The sequence below is a fragment of the Motilimonas sp. 1_MG-2023 genome (assembly GCF_030547455.1).
GTDB lineage: Bacteria > Pseudomonadota > Gammaproteobacteria > Enterobacterales > CBDFNC01 > Motilimonas.
Genome location: NZ_JAUOPX010000044.1, coordinates 1 through 17,404, shown reverse-complemented (window position 1 = coordinate 17,404; position 17,404 = coordinate 1). Strand labels below are relative to the sequence as shown.

General features: G+C 45.0%; 10 protein-coding genes, 2 tRNA genes and 1 pseudogene. 5 read left to right on the top strand and 8 right to left on the bottom strand.

Annotated features, from left to right (window positions below; genetic code table 11):
- Positions 1-29 precede the first annotated feature (29 nt).
- Positions 30-1,481 carry a RimK family protein gene (locus Q4519_RS17935; protein WP_303514653.1) on the bottom strand — a complete coding sequence of 484 codons (1,452 nt, stop codon included), beginning with the start codon at positions 1,479-1,481 and terminating at the stop codon, positions 30-32.
- A 74-nt stretch (positions 1,482-1,555) separates the two neighbouring features.
- Here Q4519_RS17935 and Q4519_RS17930 point away from each other — a divergent pair, with 74 nt between their 5' ends.
- Both Q4519_RS17930 and Q4519_RS17925 read left to right on the top strand, forming a co-directional pair.
- Positions 1,556-2,647 carry a GNAT family N-acetyltransferase/peptidase C39 family protein gene (locus tag Q4519_RS17930; protein ID WP_303514651.1) on the top strand — a complete coding sequence of 364 codons (1,092 nt, stop codon included), beginning with the start codon at positions 1,556-1,558 and terminating at the stop codon, positions 2,645-2,647.
- 153 nt (positions 2,648-2,800) lie between these two features.
- Positions 2,801-3,628 carry an HDOD domain-containing protein gene (locus Q4519_RS17925; RefSeq protein WP_303514649.1) on the top strand — a complete coding sequence of 276 codons (828 nt, stop codon included), beginning with the start codon at positions 2,801-2,803 and terminating at the stop codon, positions 3,626-3,628.
- A gap of 93 nt (positions 3,629-3,721) precedes the next feature.
- On the opposite strand, the gene Q4519_RS17920 is transcribed toward Q4519_RS17925, so the two are convergent.
- The gene (locus Q4519_RS17920; protein ID WP_303514646.1) at positions 3,722-6,106 is read right to left on the bottom strand and encodes a bifunctional diguanylate cyclase/phosphodiesterase; all 2,385 of its coding nucleotides are present in this window, start codon (positions 6,104-6,106) and stop codon (positions 3,722-3,724) included.
- A 369-nt stretch (positions 6,107-6,475) separates the two neighbouring features.
- Here Q4519_RS17920 and Q4519_RS17915 point away from each other — a divergent pair, with 369 nt between their 5' ends.
- Both Q4519_RS17915 and Q4519_RS17910 read left to right on the top strand, forming a co-directional pair.
- On the top strand, positions 6,476-8,692 hold the full coding sequence (locus Q4519_RS17915; RefSeq protein WP_303514643.1) for an EAL domain-containing protein: 2,217 nt from the start codon (positions 6,476-6,478) through the stop codon (positions 8,690-8,692).
- Positions 8,693-8,771: 79 nt separating this feature from the next.
- Positions 8,772-10,298, top strand: coding sequence for a sensor histidine kinase (locus Q4519_RS17910; RefSeq protein ID WP_303514640.1), 1,527 nt, complete (start codon positions 8,772-8,774; stop codon positions 10,296-10,298).
- Between the two features lie 2 nt (positions 10,299-10,300).
- On the opposite strand, the gene Q4519_RS17905 is transcribed toward Q4519_RS17910, so the two are convergent.
- The 5 genes from Q4519_RS17905 to Q4519_RS17885 form a co-directional block, all read right to left on the bottom strand.
- Complete coding sequence (locus tag Q4519_RS17905; RefSeq protein WP_303514638.1) at positions 10,301-13,441, bottom strand: efflux RND transporter permease subunit; 3,141 nt, start codon at positions 13,439-13,441, stop codon at positions 10,301-10,303.
- On the bottom strand, positions 13,441-14,640 hold the full coding sequence (locus tag Q4519_RS17900; RefSeq protein WP_303514635.1) for an efflux RND transporter periplasmic adaptor subunit: 1,200 nt from the start codon (positions 14,638-14,640) through the stop codon (positions 13,441-13,443). The genes Q4519_RS17905 and Q4519_RS17900 overlap by 1 nt, the downstream gene beginning before the upstream one ends.
- Positions 14,640-16,046, bottom strand: coding sequence for an efflux transporter outer membrane subunit (locus Q4519_RS17895; RefSeq protein ID WP_303514632.1), 1,407 nt, complete (start codon positions 16,044-16,046; stop codon positions 14,640-14,642). The genes Q4519_RS17900 and Q4519_RS17895 overlap by 1 nt, the downstream gene beginning before the upstream one ends.
- 124 nt (positions 16,047-16,170) lie before the next feature.
- Positions 16,171-16,246 (bottom strand) — tRNA-His (locus Q4519_RS17890).
- A 39-nt stretch (positions 16,247-16,285) separates the two neighbouring features.
- Positions 16,286-16,362 (bottom strand) — tRNA-Arg (locus Q4519_RS17885).
- Between the two features lie 230 nt (positions 16,363-16,592).
- Here Q4519_RS17885 and Q4519_RS17880 point away from each other — a divergent pair.
- Positions 16,593-16,997 (top strand): annotated as a pseudogene (locus Q4519_RS17880) (DUF6444 domain-containing protein); the annotation flags it as partial.
- 49 nt (positions 16,998-17,046) lie between these two features.
- Here Q4519_RS17880 and Q4519_RS22470 read toward each other — a convergent pair.
- Positions 17,047-17,400 (bottom strand): transposase, encoded by a 354-nt coding sequence (locus tag Q4519_RS22470; protein ID WP_369293062.1) that lies wholly within the window; start codon positions 17,398-17,400, stop codon positions 17,047-17,049.
- Between the last annotated feature and the right edge of the window lie 4 nt (positions 17,401-17,404).

The following is a 17,404-nucleotide window of genomic DNA, read 5'->3' as shown; positions in this document are numbered from 1 at the left end:
GCACTGGCGCAGGGAGTTAAAAACGACGGTTAGAAACCGCGTAATTGAATCCGTCTTAAAAACTCAGTCATGATCCGATCGTACAGTAAATCACCTAAGAATAAGTCTTCCACGCCATGATCAACACTCGGGTTATCATTCACTTCAATAATACAAGCTTTACCATCAACCTCTTTTAGGTCAACGCCATAAAAACCATCACCAATCAAGTTCGCCGCCTTAAGCGCGGTATCAACGACCGATTTAGGCACCATTTTTAAATCTAAGGTATCAAAGCTACCACTGCTAACTCGTCCACTTTGGTGGTGTTGGTAAATTTGCCAATGACCACGACTCATATAATAACGACAAGCAAAAATCGGCTGACGATTTAAAATACCGATACGCCAATCAAAATCGGTCGGCAAAAACTCTTGCGCCAAAATTAGTGCACTATGGCTAAAAATAATCTCGGCTTGCTCGAGTAGCGACTCGCGACTTTTTACCTTCACCACCCCCAATGAAAACGCACCATCTGGTACTTTAAGCACCATCGGCAGTCCAATCGTTGCAATCAGGTTATCGGCCCAGTCAGGGTCAGACGCTTTAACTATCATGCTTTTGGGCATCGGCACTTTATTATGGTTGAGTAACTCGGTAAGAAACACCTTATTGGTGCATTTCATAATAGATTCAGTATCATCCATCACGACTAAGCCCATTTTTTCCGCTGCTTTAGCAAAACGATAAGTGAAATTGCTGATATTGGTGGTCGAGCGAATGAATAAGCCATCATACTCACCCAACGTTGCCATATCATTAGGGCCGATAAGCTTTAGATCCATGCCAATTCTATTTGCTGCTTTGACAAAACGTTTTAGCGCGCCTTTATCCGATGGCGGCATCTTTTCTTGCTCATCCACCAGCATCGCCATTTCGTAGCGATAGCGCTTAGAAGGCTTAGGCATACGCCAAACTTTTTGCGAAAAAACTTCTAAATACTTAGCAAAAGAATCCTGCTCATTATCGTTGAGATCTTGATAAGCAAAAGGCTCTACTTTTTCAATTTGCCATTTACCCGCCACTTTCTGGAGCTTCATATCCAAAACCGGCACGGTAAAGCGCTCAAAAATCTTACGACACATTTTTTCCAGTGCGGGGATATCAGTGTGGCCGAAATAGATTTTGAAACTTAACACTGCCACATCAGCAGGTAGTTTATCCAAGCCCGTTTGCGGCAAACTGAAAAATCGATCTTGCGAGAGATCATTAATTGTCATTACCCTAGGCAGCACTCGGTGGCCACGCGCCTCTGCCATCAGCGAGCAATAATAACCACTGCTCAAATAGTCATAACTGCGACATAAGTTAATAACTTGGGTTGCACTGCTATCAGCATACGCGCCCATATCCAAATAGTCGTTTACCGACACCATATTTTCACTGGGTAAGTAAGGACGCCAATCGCCAGCTTCATCAGTTACAATTAAAAAACGCGCCATAAAAAAGTGATTGCCTCTTATCAGGGTAAAGGATTAAATTGCTACTATATTGTTGCTCATCCTCGAGACTCACCATGCTACTGCGCGCAGCTACTCCTAATGATTTAGCATCACTTAACCAACTAGAGCTAGCGGCATTTCCCGGCGATCGCATTAGTGCTCGTCAAATGAAACGCTTTATTACCTCGCCATTGGCTTACTTTCTAGTGGTCGAAATCGAACAGCAAATTGCAGGCTACGGGCTAGTGTTATTTAACCGTGGCACTCAGCTCGCGCGACTCTATTCTGTCGCGGTCGCCAGTACTTTTAGAGGGCAAAACTTAGCCTACAAAATGGTTCAGCAATGCGAGCAAGAAGCCATTGCACGAGGTTTCATCACATTACGCCTAGAGGTGCGTAATGACAATATAGCGGCAAAAAATCTTTACCAAAAAATGGGCTACAAGGTACTTAAAACCTTAGTGCATTATTATGATGATTTAGCTGATGGTCTACGTATGCATAAACGACTCGATCCGCCTGGGCCGAGTAGCGTATTAGCCATGCCTTTGTATGTGCAAACACTACCATTCACTTGCGGCCCTTCCTGTTTATTAATGAGTTTTGCCTATTTAGATAGCAGTTATCAACCTAACCGCTTAGACGAAGTTAAAATCTGGCGTGAGGCGACAACCGTTTTCATGACCAGTGGCCATGGCGGATGCAGCGCGCAAGGCTTAGCCCTTGCGGCTAATCGACGAGGTTTTGGGGTGGAACTATTTAGTCAATCGGCCTCAATCCCCTTTATCGATGGGGTGCGAGATGTGAATAAAAAAGCCGTGATTGAATTAGTACATCAAGACTTTAGCCAGCAGCTAACCGCACTCAATATTGCAACGCAAACTCAGTCGCCCACACTTGAGCAATTGCGCCTGTGGATTCAATCTGGTTACTGCGTGTTAATGCTAATTAGTACTTATCGTTTTAATGGCGAAAAAGGTCCCCATTGGATAGTACTCAGCGGTATGAATGAGCAATACTTTTTTTTCCATGATCCGAATGTCGAGCAACAACGCGACATCATCAACTCTGCCTATGTTCCCATTAGCCAATCCGAGCTCACGAATATGGTGAAATACGGCAAGCAAAAGCAAATTTCTTATGTTGTCATTAAACCAAAACATTGAGCTGACTAGGTATTATCAGTTGTGAACGTTCTCACAAAAGCCAAGGATAAAACGACTTAACACATTAATTAAAACGCCAATTTTGCGCAAATAGTTCAACACTGCTAAATATGTACTATATTCAGTTTTCTTCATTGTCTATCAGAGGCTTATATGGATATTCAAATACTGTTTAGCAAGCTAGATAAATTGCCTACTATTCCCAAAGTAGTGCAGGAATTAATACAAACGTTTAACAATGACGATGCCGATATTGTCGGAGTCGCAAATAAAATAGCCTTAGACCCAGTAATAAGTGCCAAAGTATTACGCTTAGTCAACTCAGCTCATTTTAGTCGTGGTAAAGATGTCACCAGTATTGAAGATGCCGTGATCCGTCTTGGCTTTAACACTGTGCGTACTTTGGTCATGGCCTCAGGTATCTCATCCTCATTTAAACATTTTGATAACTTCGATCAAAAAGCATTTTGGGGTGACACCTTTCGCGTTGCCAGTATCTGTAAATCCCTTGCGAAGCAAACCAGCCACGCACCAGATACTGCCTTCACTTGTGCCATGTTACATAAGTTAGGTGAGCTGATTATTTTAATTGCCGACACCGAAGAAGACGAACAGCGTATGGCCGCTAAAATAGAGCAAGGTTTAAGCCGCGAAGAAGCAGAAGCACAAGTACTTGGTTTTAACTATGCAGAGGTCGGTGCCGAGCTTGCTAAACGCTGGAAGTTCTCCGATAGCTTTGTTCATGCCATCGAAGATCAATTGACCCCTTTAAGCGCAGAAACATTTAATGAAGATGCTGGGTTTATTTGCATGGCCAGTTTCTTCAACCATGCTTGGCAACAAGATTGGAGTGAAGAAGAAATTGAAAAACACTACAACAAAGCGTTAGCGATCCGCCTAGAGCTATCTTTAAGCAATATCTTAAATGCCAAAGAAGCCATGCTAGAAGAGAGTAAAGCGCTGACCGATTTACTCAACTAAGTTCACTCTCAACTCAGTTAACGTTTAACCGCGGCTCGGTTTACGTTAACTACCACACTCAAATTTTTTGCGGAGGCTACTTCCTCCGCTTTTTTAATCGTCCACATAGCCCGTATGCCACGAGTTAAACTCTGTTAGCGGTAAGGGCGGACTAATAAAATAGCCTTGCATCCAATCACAGCCCAATTTAGTTAATAGGTCATAATGTGACTGGGTTTCAACCCCTTCCGCCACCACGGTTAACCCCAACTTGCTAGCTAACTGAATGCTACTTTCAGCCAGCAACAAGTCGACTTCTGAAGTTTCTATATCTTTAATAAACACCCGCTCTAACTTAAGAATATTCAGCGGGAATTGTTTTAAATAATGCAAAGACGCATAACCCCGACCAAAGTCATCAAGAGCCAGCAGCAGCCCTTGCTCCTGCAAGCGCTTAAACTGAGCGATCACCTCATGACTCGAGTTGACAATGAACTGCTCAGTTACTTCAAGAATGAGCTGTTCTGGTGCAATTTGGTACTCAACCATTAATGAACGCAAAAAGTGGAAAAAGCCTAAGTCTTGCAGCTGTAGATGAGCAATATTCAAGGCTAGGCGACCGAGCTGTCGTCCTTCTAGCTGCCATTGATGATATTGCGCAATAGCTTGTTGACACATCCATTCATTTAGAGGATTCAACATATCAGCATCCTCCACCGCAGCAAGAAAATCATTGGCATTAATAATGCCTTTTTCAGGGTGGCGCCAGCGCATCAGCACTTCGGTAGCAATGATATGTTGTGATTGCATCGATAAGATCGGCTGAAACGCAAGTTCAAATTCTTGCTGTTTTAAGCCGCGACGTAATTCATTTTCAAAACTCAATTTAAGCTGGCTATTACACTCCAGCTCGGCACTGTAACGAAGAAAACGCGAGTGTTTCTGTACTTTGGCTTGATTCATTGCCATATAAGCCTTATCGATCAGCTCACTGGCTGTAAGTGCATCAGAATAAGCTTGGGCGATACCGATATGGCAGCTTAAAAATAAATTTTTATTATCAACCACAAACTCTTCAGACAAGCGCTCAAGTAGCTCAATACAAATTTTGGTTTGCTGAGAGATACTTTCAGGCTCTGACAATAAGATTGCAAACTCCGCCCCACCAAAACGTGCACACATGTCGTTAGGTTGCACGCAAGCCAATAAACGCAATGCTATGTCTTGCAGTAACTGGTCACCCACTGAGTGGCCATAGCGGTCGTTAGTTGCCTTAAATGTGTCAAACTCTAAAAACAGTAGCACGCCTGCTTGCTGGCTGGACATCGCCTTTTCAAGGCTTACTTCAAACCGTTGGCGGTTAGCAATCCCCGTTAAAGAATCAAAGTTAGCTTGACGCCAAATGCGCTCTTCACTGCGCTTTTTATGGGTTAAATCAGAAAACAACGACACGTATTTGGTCACCCTGTCACGGTCACCATCACGGATCGCCGCAATAGACAACCAACCGGGAAACTCACTGCCATCCTTACGTTGGCCCCATATTTCACCGCGCCATACGCCATCTCGGTTCAATTCTCGCCACATTTTCCGCAGCACCACAGGGTCGTTTTTCGGTGAGCTCAACAGCAAACCTGTGCGCCCCACCACTTCATTACGTTGATACCCAGTAATTTGGCAAAAAGCTTGATTAACCGAGACGATCCGTTGCTTACTATCTTCAATCAAAATCGCTTCTGCGGCGTTCTCGAACACTTTACTTGCTAACGCACGCGCTTGCTCGGCCAATACACGCTCGGTAATGTCTCGCGCATCCAGCACCACACCACAGATTTGACCAGACGATAAAGTAAATGGGGTATAATTAATCTCTAAACAACGTCGACCCTTTAAACTAGACACCCAAAATTGGTGAGTGCAAATAGAGCCTTTCAGGCATAACTGTAAGCGCGGCAGAATATGATCGTCAAACACTTGAAAATCAAATACTTCTGCAACAGGTTGCCCTTCATCGAAATCAGCCAAGCCAAAAAAACGGGCAAAGCTTGGGTTAACTAACTCAAGGCTTAAACTTTGATTAACGTAAGCCACTAAATCAGTAGAAGAAGCCACAATACGCTTATATAAACTTAATTGAGCTAATTCTTGAGAGGCGATGGGTAAGGTGTTCGCTTCACAAAAAATGCCATTCGTTTCATCAATAAAGCGGCAGTGAATCTGCAAGTTACTCAAGCCATCGCGTAACTGCATTTCATAACAAATATCAAGTGACCCCTTAGAGCGCACCTGATTCCAAAAACTGACCCATTCAATACTAGTTTTAAAATGCGGTAAAAATTCTACAACCGACGTTGCCTCACTCAACTGCTGCTTCGCTGTTGCATTTAAATAAATCACCCCGCCCTTTTGATCCAAATAAAACACGATATTCTGACCATAATCATGTTGAAGCTGAGCCATGAGCTCAGGTTGAGTACTTGTATTTACAACATCCGTCATGTAGCTATATTCCTAACAGCAGGGCGATTGAATCACAGAAGGTACACTTTAACAAAAAGTCAAAAAAATACCTGTTAGGCAACACTAAATAACTGGAGAGATCACAAAAACAATAGCCAACAAAAGTCAGTCTCATCATTAAACTAAAAAAGCACTAAAAGTACCCTCTATGACGCATCACCACTAATGTGGAAATACAATTATGCTTTGGTAAACAATGAGTAAAACACTTAAAAAATAGAGTTTTTTATTGGTTTTAGCACAAATTACTATTTGGGCCCTTTACCAAAGATGTAACTTAATGTTAACAAGTACTCTGCTTTCAAATTCATGCTCTATACTCTCCAGAGTACATTTAAAGGATTACCAATGTCTTCTCCGCGACTAAAGCCGCGAGCATTCTCATTAAATCGACCAGCATTACTTATTGCACTGTTTAGTTTTATCATGCTGATTACACTTAGTGCTATTAGCATTAAAAAAATACAGCAAGATTGGCGCAAAGAACAGCGCATAACATTAACCCTTATCGCCAAACAGCAAGCCGAAATCATTTCCCAAAAGGTCACCCATGCGCTCAGTGCCACTTATTTGCTGAGTAAACAGATTAAACACGATCAAGGCCAGGTCATCGACTTTGAGCAACAAGCCTCTTATCTATTTAACCACATAAAAGGCATCGACAGCCTACAGCTCGCCCCTAATGGCACCGTCGAGTACATCTACCCACTAGAAGGAAATGAGAAAGCCATCGGTCATAACATTCTGCAGCAAGATAAGCGAAAAGAAGAAGCCCAACATGCTATTCAACAACAGCAGCTAACCCTAGCGGGCCCATTTCGTTTAGTACAAGGTTATAATGCTGTCATTGGTCGCAACCCTATTTTTATCGAAGCACAAGGACGCTCTTTATTTTGGGGGTTCGCCTCCGTCGTGATCCCCATCAAACAGCTGTTAAATGGCAATAACCTGCGGCAACTAGAAAGCCACCATATTCAATTTAGACTAACCACTCTGCGACATTTAGGTGAACCAGTCACACAAATTTTGGGTAATGTTGACTTACAAGGCGACATCTTTGCCAGCGCCCAACTATCCATCGCCGATAATCAATGGCAGCTTGAACTTGCTCAACAAGATCCCAATCAACACTTAATATTAACTAAACTTTGGGCTACCGCAGCTATTCTCAGCAGCCTACTGAGTTTTCTTATTTACAACCTTGCAAGCTACCCATTACGACTCGCACAAAAAGTTGCGAAGCAGACCAAGGAACTCTCTCGATTAGCCTATTTTGACAACCTTACCGGATTAAAAAACCGTACTTTGTTACAACTTGAGCTAGCTAAAACACTGCAACGATTAACTCAACAAAACGAAATTGAGCAATCTCACCAAATTGCAGCTCTAGTATACTTAGGGGTAGATGATTTCAAGCGTCTCAACGATGCCTTTGGCAATAAAATTGGTGATGAGCTGTTACTTGAGGTTACTCATCGGTTACATAACATATGCAGTAAAAAAGACATTATTACCCGCGCGGGTGGTGACGAATTTGCGATTATCTTGCCTCCCCAGTCAAGTCTAAAAAGCATCGAAATATGGCTACAAATACTCTTAAAGACACTAGGCCAACCTATCTCAATTGATGGCCATCAAATGCAATTTAGTATTTCTGCAGGCATTGCCCTACTGCCACAAGACGGAGACAGCGCTGAAGTATTAATTCAACATGCTAATTTAGCCATGACCCATGCAAAACAAAAGGGTAAGCGCCGCTTTATGTTTTACAACAACAGTATGGAGGCGCGAGTAAAATCAAACTTATCAGTGGAGCTGGAACTGAATAAGGCGCTCAAGCATGATGAGCTAGTGCTTTTTTATCAGCCTATCGTGGATTTAACCACCAGCAAACCGATCGGGTTTGAAGCCTTGATCCGTTGGCAACATCCTGAAAAAGGCCTTATCTTCCCCGATGCTTTTATTCCTGTCGCGGAGCAAAGCAATCTGATTACCGAAATCGGCTACTGGGTATTAGAAGCTGCCTGTAAAGCACTGCCTAACTTTCCGCCGCATATCCAAATATCAATTAATGTGTCAGCTCGTCAATTTATGGATCCGCAACTGGCCACAAGAATGAAGCAAATCATTTATCAATACCATGCCACCCCTAACCGCATTACCCTTGAGATAACTGAAACCCTACTCATTGAAAATATTGAGCAGGTTGTTAGCTCATTGAAAAACCTACGTGATTTTGGCTTGGGTATCTCTGTTGATGACTTTGGCACTGGCCACTCTTCACTTAGCAAACTTAAGCTGATGCCAATTAGTACTATCAAAGTCGACCGCGCTTTTATTATGGATTTGCCCGATAACAAAGAAGATAAAGAGCTCACCGAAGCCATTCTGGTGATGGCGCAAAAGCTTCAATTAAAAGTGGTAGCGGAAGGGGTAGAAACCGCCGAACAGCGCGACTTCTTATTGGCTAATCAATGTAATTTTGGTCAGGGCTATTATTTCAGTAAACCAGTCCCATTAGATCAAGCTTTAGTATATACAGAACGTATGTTGATAAAAAAATAAGTCAACCAACGGCTAGTGCTCAGCCAAGCTATTCTTTTTAACCTAAACTTATTCCATAGCTACATATATGGGAAACAAAATGGCAAGACTGATCACCTACTCAGATGATGCCTCTAGCGAGCTATTAGACAATACTAGGCAGTCTAAGGCGTTTTACCATCAGTTGTTTTTATTACATGAAATATCCATTAGCCTTTCTCAAGCAAAAAATCTCGATGACCTCTATCGTCTCTCTGTTACCGCGTGTATCGAACAGCTAGAAATAGACCGGATGGGCATCCTAATGATCGATAAAGAACGCGATTGGATGTATGGAACATGGGGGACCGACGACTTAGGTAACATTCGCAGCGAAGCCGATTACGCCTCTCCCATGCGAGATGATGTAAAGAAAGTCATCCGAGAAATGTCAACGCGCGGCAAAGTCTGCGTTTGGCATGACCAAGATTTATATGAATTTACCGACACGCCCGGAGAAGTGGCCACAGTAGGCAAAGGCTGGAATGCTGCCATCGCAATTTGGGATAAGGACGACGTTATTGGTTGGATAGCCTGTGATAACTTACTAAACCATAAACCATTTCAAACCTACCAAAGCCATATATTACGGTTGTTTGGTTCGCTACTGGGTGAGTTTATCAAACTCAAACACGCCGAACAGTCGCTATATCAGCTTAATGAAGAACTCGAAAACCGTATTCTTGCCCGTACCGCTGAGTTAACTCAAGCACAACTTGATTTAGAAAAAATAAACAGCGAGTTGGAACAACAAGTTCTCAACCGCACCGCATCACTCAACGAAAAAACCTTGCGCCTAGAAAAAGCATTGCAAGATCTAACCGAAACTCAGCAAGATCTGATGGAAGCGGAAAAGCACCGCGCCCTTAATCACTTAGTAATAGGTATGGCGCACGAACTCAATACACCACTAGGCATTATAAAAACAGCGGCCAGTTTGCAACCTGAGTTACTCAATGAGCTAGGTGATGATCTCGCTGCAGGCAAAGTGTCTAAATCCCGCCTCAGCCAAGTGATTGAAAATGGCTTAGAAGGCTACGACATCATTAATACAAATATTTCTAAAATGGCGGATCTCGTTACGCAATTTAAACGGCTTTCCGTGGTCAGTAACAGTGCCAGTAATATTGAATCAATAGCGCTAAAAAATTGGTTAAAACAAGCGCTCAAACTTGCAATTTCTCATTACAACAAGCCGCAGCGCGTTAACTTAGTTATTCATGTTACCCCCGATAAAGCAGTGATAAAAGCAGACTCTTGGATGCTGGCACAAATACTTGAGGATTTAGTATTAAACTCTCTCGAGCACGGCTTTGATAGCCAAGAGCAGGACAAAATTGAAGTATCGGCGGTGTTAGTCGGTAACAACTGTGAAATTGAGTTTGAGGATAACGGCCGTGGCATTGACCCCGCTATTGTTAGCAGTATTTACGATCCCTTCTTTACTTGCGCAAGAGGAGAAGGGAGTAAAGGCCTAGGCCTTAATCTGGTATATAACTTGATTACACAAGGGATGAAAGGTGAAATAAGCCACTATCGACCAACAGCAGGCGGTTGTGGCTTTCGCATAGTCATTCCTTGCCACTGAAGTTAACTAAGCTCAGTTGAACCAGCGAATACATTTCGTTGTAAGCGATGCACAGCTATTTTAAGGTCTTCCAGCAATAAATAATTAACCGGCACCAACAGCAAAGTAATGACGGTAGCAAAAATAATACCAAAGCCCAATGAAACCGCCATGGGAATTAAAAATTGCGCTTGGGTTGATTGATCAAATATCAGCGGCATTAATCCGGCAAAAGTAGTAATTGAGGTTAAAATCACAGCCCTAAAGCGCGCCACACCCGCGCGGCGCACCGCGGTCTTAACCGCCATGCCTTTGCTGCGTTGCCGGTTAATATAATCCACCAGCACCAAGGAATCATTGACCACCACTCCGGTTAAGGCAAGCATGCCCATCATTGACATAATAGTGAGGGGCATGCCCATGATCCAATGCCCCATAATGGCACCAATGGCACCGAATGGGATCACCGACATCACCACAAAAGGTTGAGTGTAAGATTTAAACGGGATCGCCAGCAGCGCATAAATCGCAAATAGTACAAACACTAAACCTATGGCTAAACTCGTAAAGGATTCGCTCTGTTCCTTCGCCTCCCCTTCTAAGCTGTAGCTTAAGTCAGGGTATTGTTGCTTTAAAAGCACTAAAAATGCCGATATATCTCGCTTGATCGCTTCAATATCAGCGGTTTCTTTATTCACGTCGGCAGTAATATTAATCACCCGCTTACGATCTTTGCGGGTAATACTGGCAGGGCTTTGCAGCACCGTCACTGTCGCCACCTCAGTAAAGGGCACCGCCGTGCCCGATTGAGTCCGGATCAACATATTCTGCAGGTGAAATAATGACTCTCGTTCAGCTTTGGGATAACGCACATACACTTTTACATCATCACGACCACGCTGAATTCGCTGCACTTGATCACCAAAAAATCCCTGCCTAACTTGCGTGGCTAAATCCCTCAGCGTTAAACCCAGTGCCTGCGCCTGTGGTTTAATGCTTAACTGCAGCTCGGTTTTACCTTTGGCTAAGCTGTCCTCAATATCAAACACCCCAGGATACTCAGCTAACTTGCGCTTAAGATCGTCACTGGCAGGCTTTAAGGTACTAAAATCTCGGGCACTCAATTGCACATCTAATGGCGCGCCGCCGCGGCCAATCTCCGCCCGAAACGATAAGCTCTCGACACCAGGAACTGGGCCGATGAGCGCGCGCCATTCTTTTACCAACTCATTTGTAGAAATGTCCATGGTGCGCGTTTCTGGCGGCTCTAATTCAAACATCACTCGTCCTTTCGCGGTATCGCCACTGCCTCCGCCGCCATCAGAACCAGAGGTGGCAAAGACATCTAATATCACACTATCGCCTGTTACTGGATCGCGATATTTGTCTTGTAATTGCGCCACGCCATCGAGCATTTTTTGGATATAAAAGTCAGTTGTCGCAAACGCCGTTCCAGCCGGCATCACTAACGTTGCTCGCACTGTTTCAGAGGGCACGCGAGGAAAGAACACGAAGCGGGTCCAACCACTGGCCACCATAGTGAAAACCACCAGCGCAACGCCTAAAGCCGTCGCAATTGACAGATATCGGCGATGCACCACAGCCGCTAATACGGGACGATAAAAGCGTAAAATGAAGCGCTCAAAACCGTCAGCAAAATTACCCTGCCAAACACTAAATCGATTTGGTTTAGCCTGATATAAACGGACATGCTTTAAATGAGCCGGTAATATCAGCTTAGATTCAACCAGAGAAAACAATAACACTGGCACCACTACCAAAGGAATTTGCGCAAATATTTGCCCGCGAACGCCTTCAATCATCGCTAGCGGCGCAAACGCGGCGATGGTGGTTAAAATGCCAAAAGTCACCGGCACCGACACCTCTTGAGTCCCTACGATCGCTGCTTGTAGCGGCGTAGCACCGCGTTGTTGATGGGCATACACGTTTTCACCGGTCACGATGGCGTCATCCACCAAGATCCCTAGCACCATAATAAAGGCAAACAATGAAATAACGTTTAAGGTAATGCCTAACATCGGCATCACTAACAAACCGCCCATAAAACTAACCGGTATACCCATAGTGACCCAAAAGGCAATAGAGGGGCGCAAGAACAAGGCGAGTAAAATAATCACTAAGATACAGCCCTGTAAAGCGCTGTCGGTTAGGGTTTTCAGGCGCGCTTTCACCACCTTTGAACTGTCACGCCAGTAATCAATACTCACGCCAACAGGTAAGGTAGGCCTTACTTGCTCGATGTAATCTTTAACCTTATTGGCAACATCGATGGCACTTTGCTGGCCAACACGATAAACCTCAACTATCACGGCCGGCTCACCGTTAAACCTTGCCTGGATTGGCGTTTCATCAAAACCATCTTTAATTACCGCAATATCTGACAGCAACAGCCGACTACCGTCTACGCCAGTGCGCACCACAATATTGCCAAACTCACGGCCTTGATAAGCTTGCCCCTTAGTGCGTAGTAAGATCTCACCGCCCAAGGTTTTAATACTGCCACCAGACAGATCTAGCGAGCTTTGCTGCACCGCACTGCTAACTTGTGCCATGGTTAAATTATATTGGCGTAGGGTTTGCTCAGACACCTCAATGGATATTTCATAAGGGCGCACCGACTCTAAGGTGACATGGGAAATCCCTTCGATACTTTGAATATCATCCCTTACTCGCTCACCTAAAATCTTTAGTTCTCGCTCACTAAGCTGAGCTGACAGGGTGACACTAATTACTTCACGTTGGTGTAAGGTTTGGCTAATAACAGGGCGTTCGGCACTATTTGGCAGAGTATTTAAGGCATCAATACGGTTTTTTATCTCATCTTTAATGCGATAGGTATCATAACCGGAGGCCACTTCAATGGACACGCGCGATGCCCCTTCCGCAGACATGGAAGTAATTTGCTTGATGCCTTCAATGTCTAAAATAGCTTCTTCTATTGGAATCGCTAAGCTCTCTTCCGCTTCAGCAGGCGTTGCACCGGGTAGCGCAACATTTACACTGACCAAGTCCAGTTCAAACTCAGGGAAAACTTCCAGTGGGATCCGCTGGGTTAAAGCATGTAACCCCAGCAGTAAGATAAGCGCCATCAATAAATTGGCGGCAACGTGGTTGTGGGTAAACCAACGGATTAATCCGTGCATTATGGCAGCTCCTTGGCCAATTTAGCGCGGGTGCCCGACACGATATTGCCCAGCGGTGTTGTCACTAACAAATCACCTTCACTGAGCCCGCCGTCAACAATAAACGAGTCATTATCAGCCCAAATCACCGCAACGGTTTTACGCAGTAACACCCCATCTTGGAACATAATCACTTGGTTACCCTGATAAACCGCATTGCGCGGTAACACCATAACCCGCTCTAACGATTTACCTTGGATTTGGGCATCAACAAATTGACCAATCTTCAAGGGTGGCTTGTCTTGGTTTTGTCGGCCATAAGGATCGTCAATACGCGCAATGGCATAAAGCTGCCGACTGTTGGCATCCAGTGCGCTTTCAGTACGCTCTATCTCACCTTGCCAGTTATAACTATTGCGGCCAAACCGTGCACTGATCGTAACCTGAGGCCGCTCAGGTGAGCTTTTTTGCTGACGAAACAACTCAGGTAAACTCACCAATGCTTGCTGTTGCTCGCTCAGGGGCAGGCGAACTTCAACATAATCCACGGCGTAAATGTCGGCCAAGCTAGCACCTGCGCCAACAAACTGACCAAGATCCACCTGCTTGGTTAACAAACGCCCGGCATAAGGCGCTTTAATTTGAGTTCGCTCTAAATCAAGCTTAGCTTGGGATAGCTTTGCTTTGGCAGACGCCACATTAGCCTGCGCCGCAGCCAACTGAGGCTTACGCAACACCAGCTCAGTCGGTTTGCCTTTACCTAAACGTTGCCAATCACGTTTTGCTTGTTCAGCTTTGGCTTGCTCTTGAGTAAGGGCTAACCTAGCTTGAATTAATGCGGCTTCGGCTATTTGTAACGCAGCCAAGTAATCTCGATTATCTACCTCAACCAGCACTTCACCTTGCTCAAAAAAACCACCCACAACAAAATTAGGGCTCACCTTAGTGATACTCCCTGCCACCTGACTAACCAAAGCACCTTGGCTGCGTGGTTGGATGGTACCAAAACTATTAATACTCACTTGATAGCCTTGCCACGTAAGGGGTAACACTTGCACATTCACGATCGGAGGTTTGGCAGGCGGACGGGTTTTCGCCTGTGGTCGATGAGTCGCAAGATACCAAGCCCCATAGCCCGCAACCAATAGCACGAATACAGGTAAAATAAATCTTAATACTTTTGCCCACATTGGACGCGAAGATGAAAAGGCGGTAGGCATCAGTTGGCGCTCTCTTGGTTGGTGGCTACAGTAGGACGAGGAAGGGTATGAGGATCGCCGCCAAGGGCAAGTAATAGTTCAATGCGATTTTGTAGCCTTTGATTGCGAATATTGATCCGCGCACTTTGGCTATCAAAGGAACGTCGCTGCGCTTCCAATACCGTAACATAGTCAACAAGACCGCCTTGGTATTGCTCAAAGGCCAGCTCTTCGGCGAGCAGTGAGTTTTGCGCCGCCACACTCACTTTATCAAGTTGTTCAACCAAGGTCGCTTCTTTAGATAAAGCCGCTTCAACCTGCTGAAAAGCGTTCAGCACGCTGGCTTGTAAATTAGCTGCGGCCGCTAAAGCCAGTGCCTCTTGCTGCTGTTGCCTCGCCTCGAGTAAACCCGCGTTAAACAAAGGCGTACTCAAATTAGCAAATAAATTCCACAGCATACTGTCGGCGCGGAGCAACTCATTTAGTTCAGGTGAACTATTGCCCAACCCAGATGTCAGCTTTATACTGGGAAACTTCTCTTTGTAAGCCACGGAAATGCGGGCGTTAGCGGCACTTAGTGCATCTTGCGCACCTTGAATGTCAGGTCGGCGCTGTAACAGCTGTGATGGCAATCCTGCCGGCAGCTTATCTAAATTCAAACTAAATGTACCATTAGCCCTTAAATTGCCCGTTGGGTATTCGCCTAGGCTTAGCTGCAAAGCGCGACTGGCTTGTTTAATTTCGTCCGCCTTTGCCGCCTCAGAACTTTGCGCTCCAGCAACATCTGCACGCGCTAAAAACACATCTAACGAGCCATTAAGCCCCGCTTGATAACCCTCTTCGATAATCAGTAAATTATTTACAAGATTAAGACGGCGCTGATGAATAAGTTCATACTGATGCTGAGCAGCGAGTAAATTAAACCACTGCTGCGCAATCGTCGCCGTTAGCTCAAGCTGTTGCTGCTTAAGTAAGTTCAGATTTGCACTGGCATCAAGTAAAGCTGCGCGGCTAGCATCGTCAAGCTTGCCCCATATATCCAGCTCCCAACTTAGGTCTATCCCAAATTGCGTATTATCAGTAATAGATTGGCCATTATCTTGGCGACGACCTGACAAATAGGCGTTTATTTGCGGCCAACGCTGCGCTTGTTGCTGTTTTAACAGCGCCATGCTGGCATCGACTTTAGCTTGGCTTTGTAACAGCGTAGGATTTTTTGTTAATCCTTGCAGTACTAGCTTATGAAGATCCGGTAACGCCGTTAACTGCGGCATAAATTGAGCCGCCACAGGTGCATTTTGATGCTCAGCAGACCAGTTAGCCGCAATAGATGGCGACAACTCAGCTTGCTGCGGCGCAGATAGGCTACAACCAAACAGACCAATAGAAAGCATGAATGTGTATAAATAGGCAGTGTTTCGGGTCATCCTGACATCACAACAATAAGCGCATACTTAATGATACTGGCTTTGCGCAAAATTGGTTCAGGGTTTTACAATTCTTTACCTGGAAATAGAGATAGGAGTCAAAAAAGAGAAGCAAGGAAGAAGATGGGGCGAATGACGGGGATTGAACCCGCGACAACCGGAATCACAATCCGGGGCTCTACCAACTGAGCTACATCCGCCGCTGCTGTATGAAAATGCAATATGACTATTTGCTAACGTGGCGCACCCGACAGGAGTCGAACCTGTGACCTTTGCCTCCGGAGGGCAACGCTCTATCCAGCTGAGCTACGGGTGCAAATGTTAGCGCTGCGAGTCTACGTATTTGCGATAAATGAGTCCAGTTTTTTTTGCCAAACCAGCGCGAATCTCACACAAAACAACAAACTAATTTCCAATACGCATAAAAAATGGCCCGCAAGGGGCGTAACCTTTCACCAGCCCCCTCTTGAAATTTATATGTGATCCAAATCGACTGATCTAAAAATCGTGCTTGAAGGATCCTTCCAGCCTGCCAACATCAGCGCCATGAAAAAGAAATCGATGTTCACCCAAGATGCGCCTCACGTTGAGGACATTAATGATGCTAACGCACTCATCAAAGAGTTGTGGGATAAGTTGCGCGAGTACGAAGACAAACTGGCAACCAGTTCTCGTAACTCTTCACGTCGCCACCAAATGTTTGAGTTGCCAAAACAAGCGCTGGATATCACTGAATATCAATTGTTTCATGGCCGCTGTGATTGCTGTAGCACCGTTACTCAGGGCCAATTGCCTAGCGATGCGCCAACAGGGCAAATGGGCCCGAGGCTAATGAGTCTCATCGCCGTGCTGGCTGGCCAGCATCATTTAAGCCTGGGTAAAATCAGGCAACTTCTGTTAGACCAATATGGTACGACATTTTTAATTGGAGCACTTTCAGAAGTGCAAGGGTAACTATTCACCAGCGAAGTATTGACCTTCATCCATTAGGTTGAATGCATCAGGGTAAGGCTGTTTGCTGTTTGCTGATCACCGCATCGACTATCTGGCTCAGTGTCGAGTAGCATACCATTCCGCGTTTTTTGCATGTTTCAATGAACGAAAGGATACGTCCACGAAACTGTTCCCCTCGATGAGAGCGAACGCCGTAGCTGCATTTGCGCCACACTACATAGCGCCTTAACCGCCGCTCAGCTTCATTGTTTGTCAGTGGGACACGACCATCTGCCCTCAAGAAGGTCCAACAGCTTTCACCATGCTTAAGCAAGTATTTGCAACAGCCCTGATAACGGCTTGCTGGTATTTCCAATCCAAGACCAAGCTGTTTTTGCCATGACAGGCGCAATCGCTTCATCCGC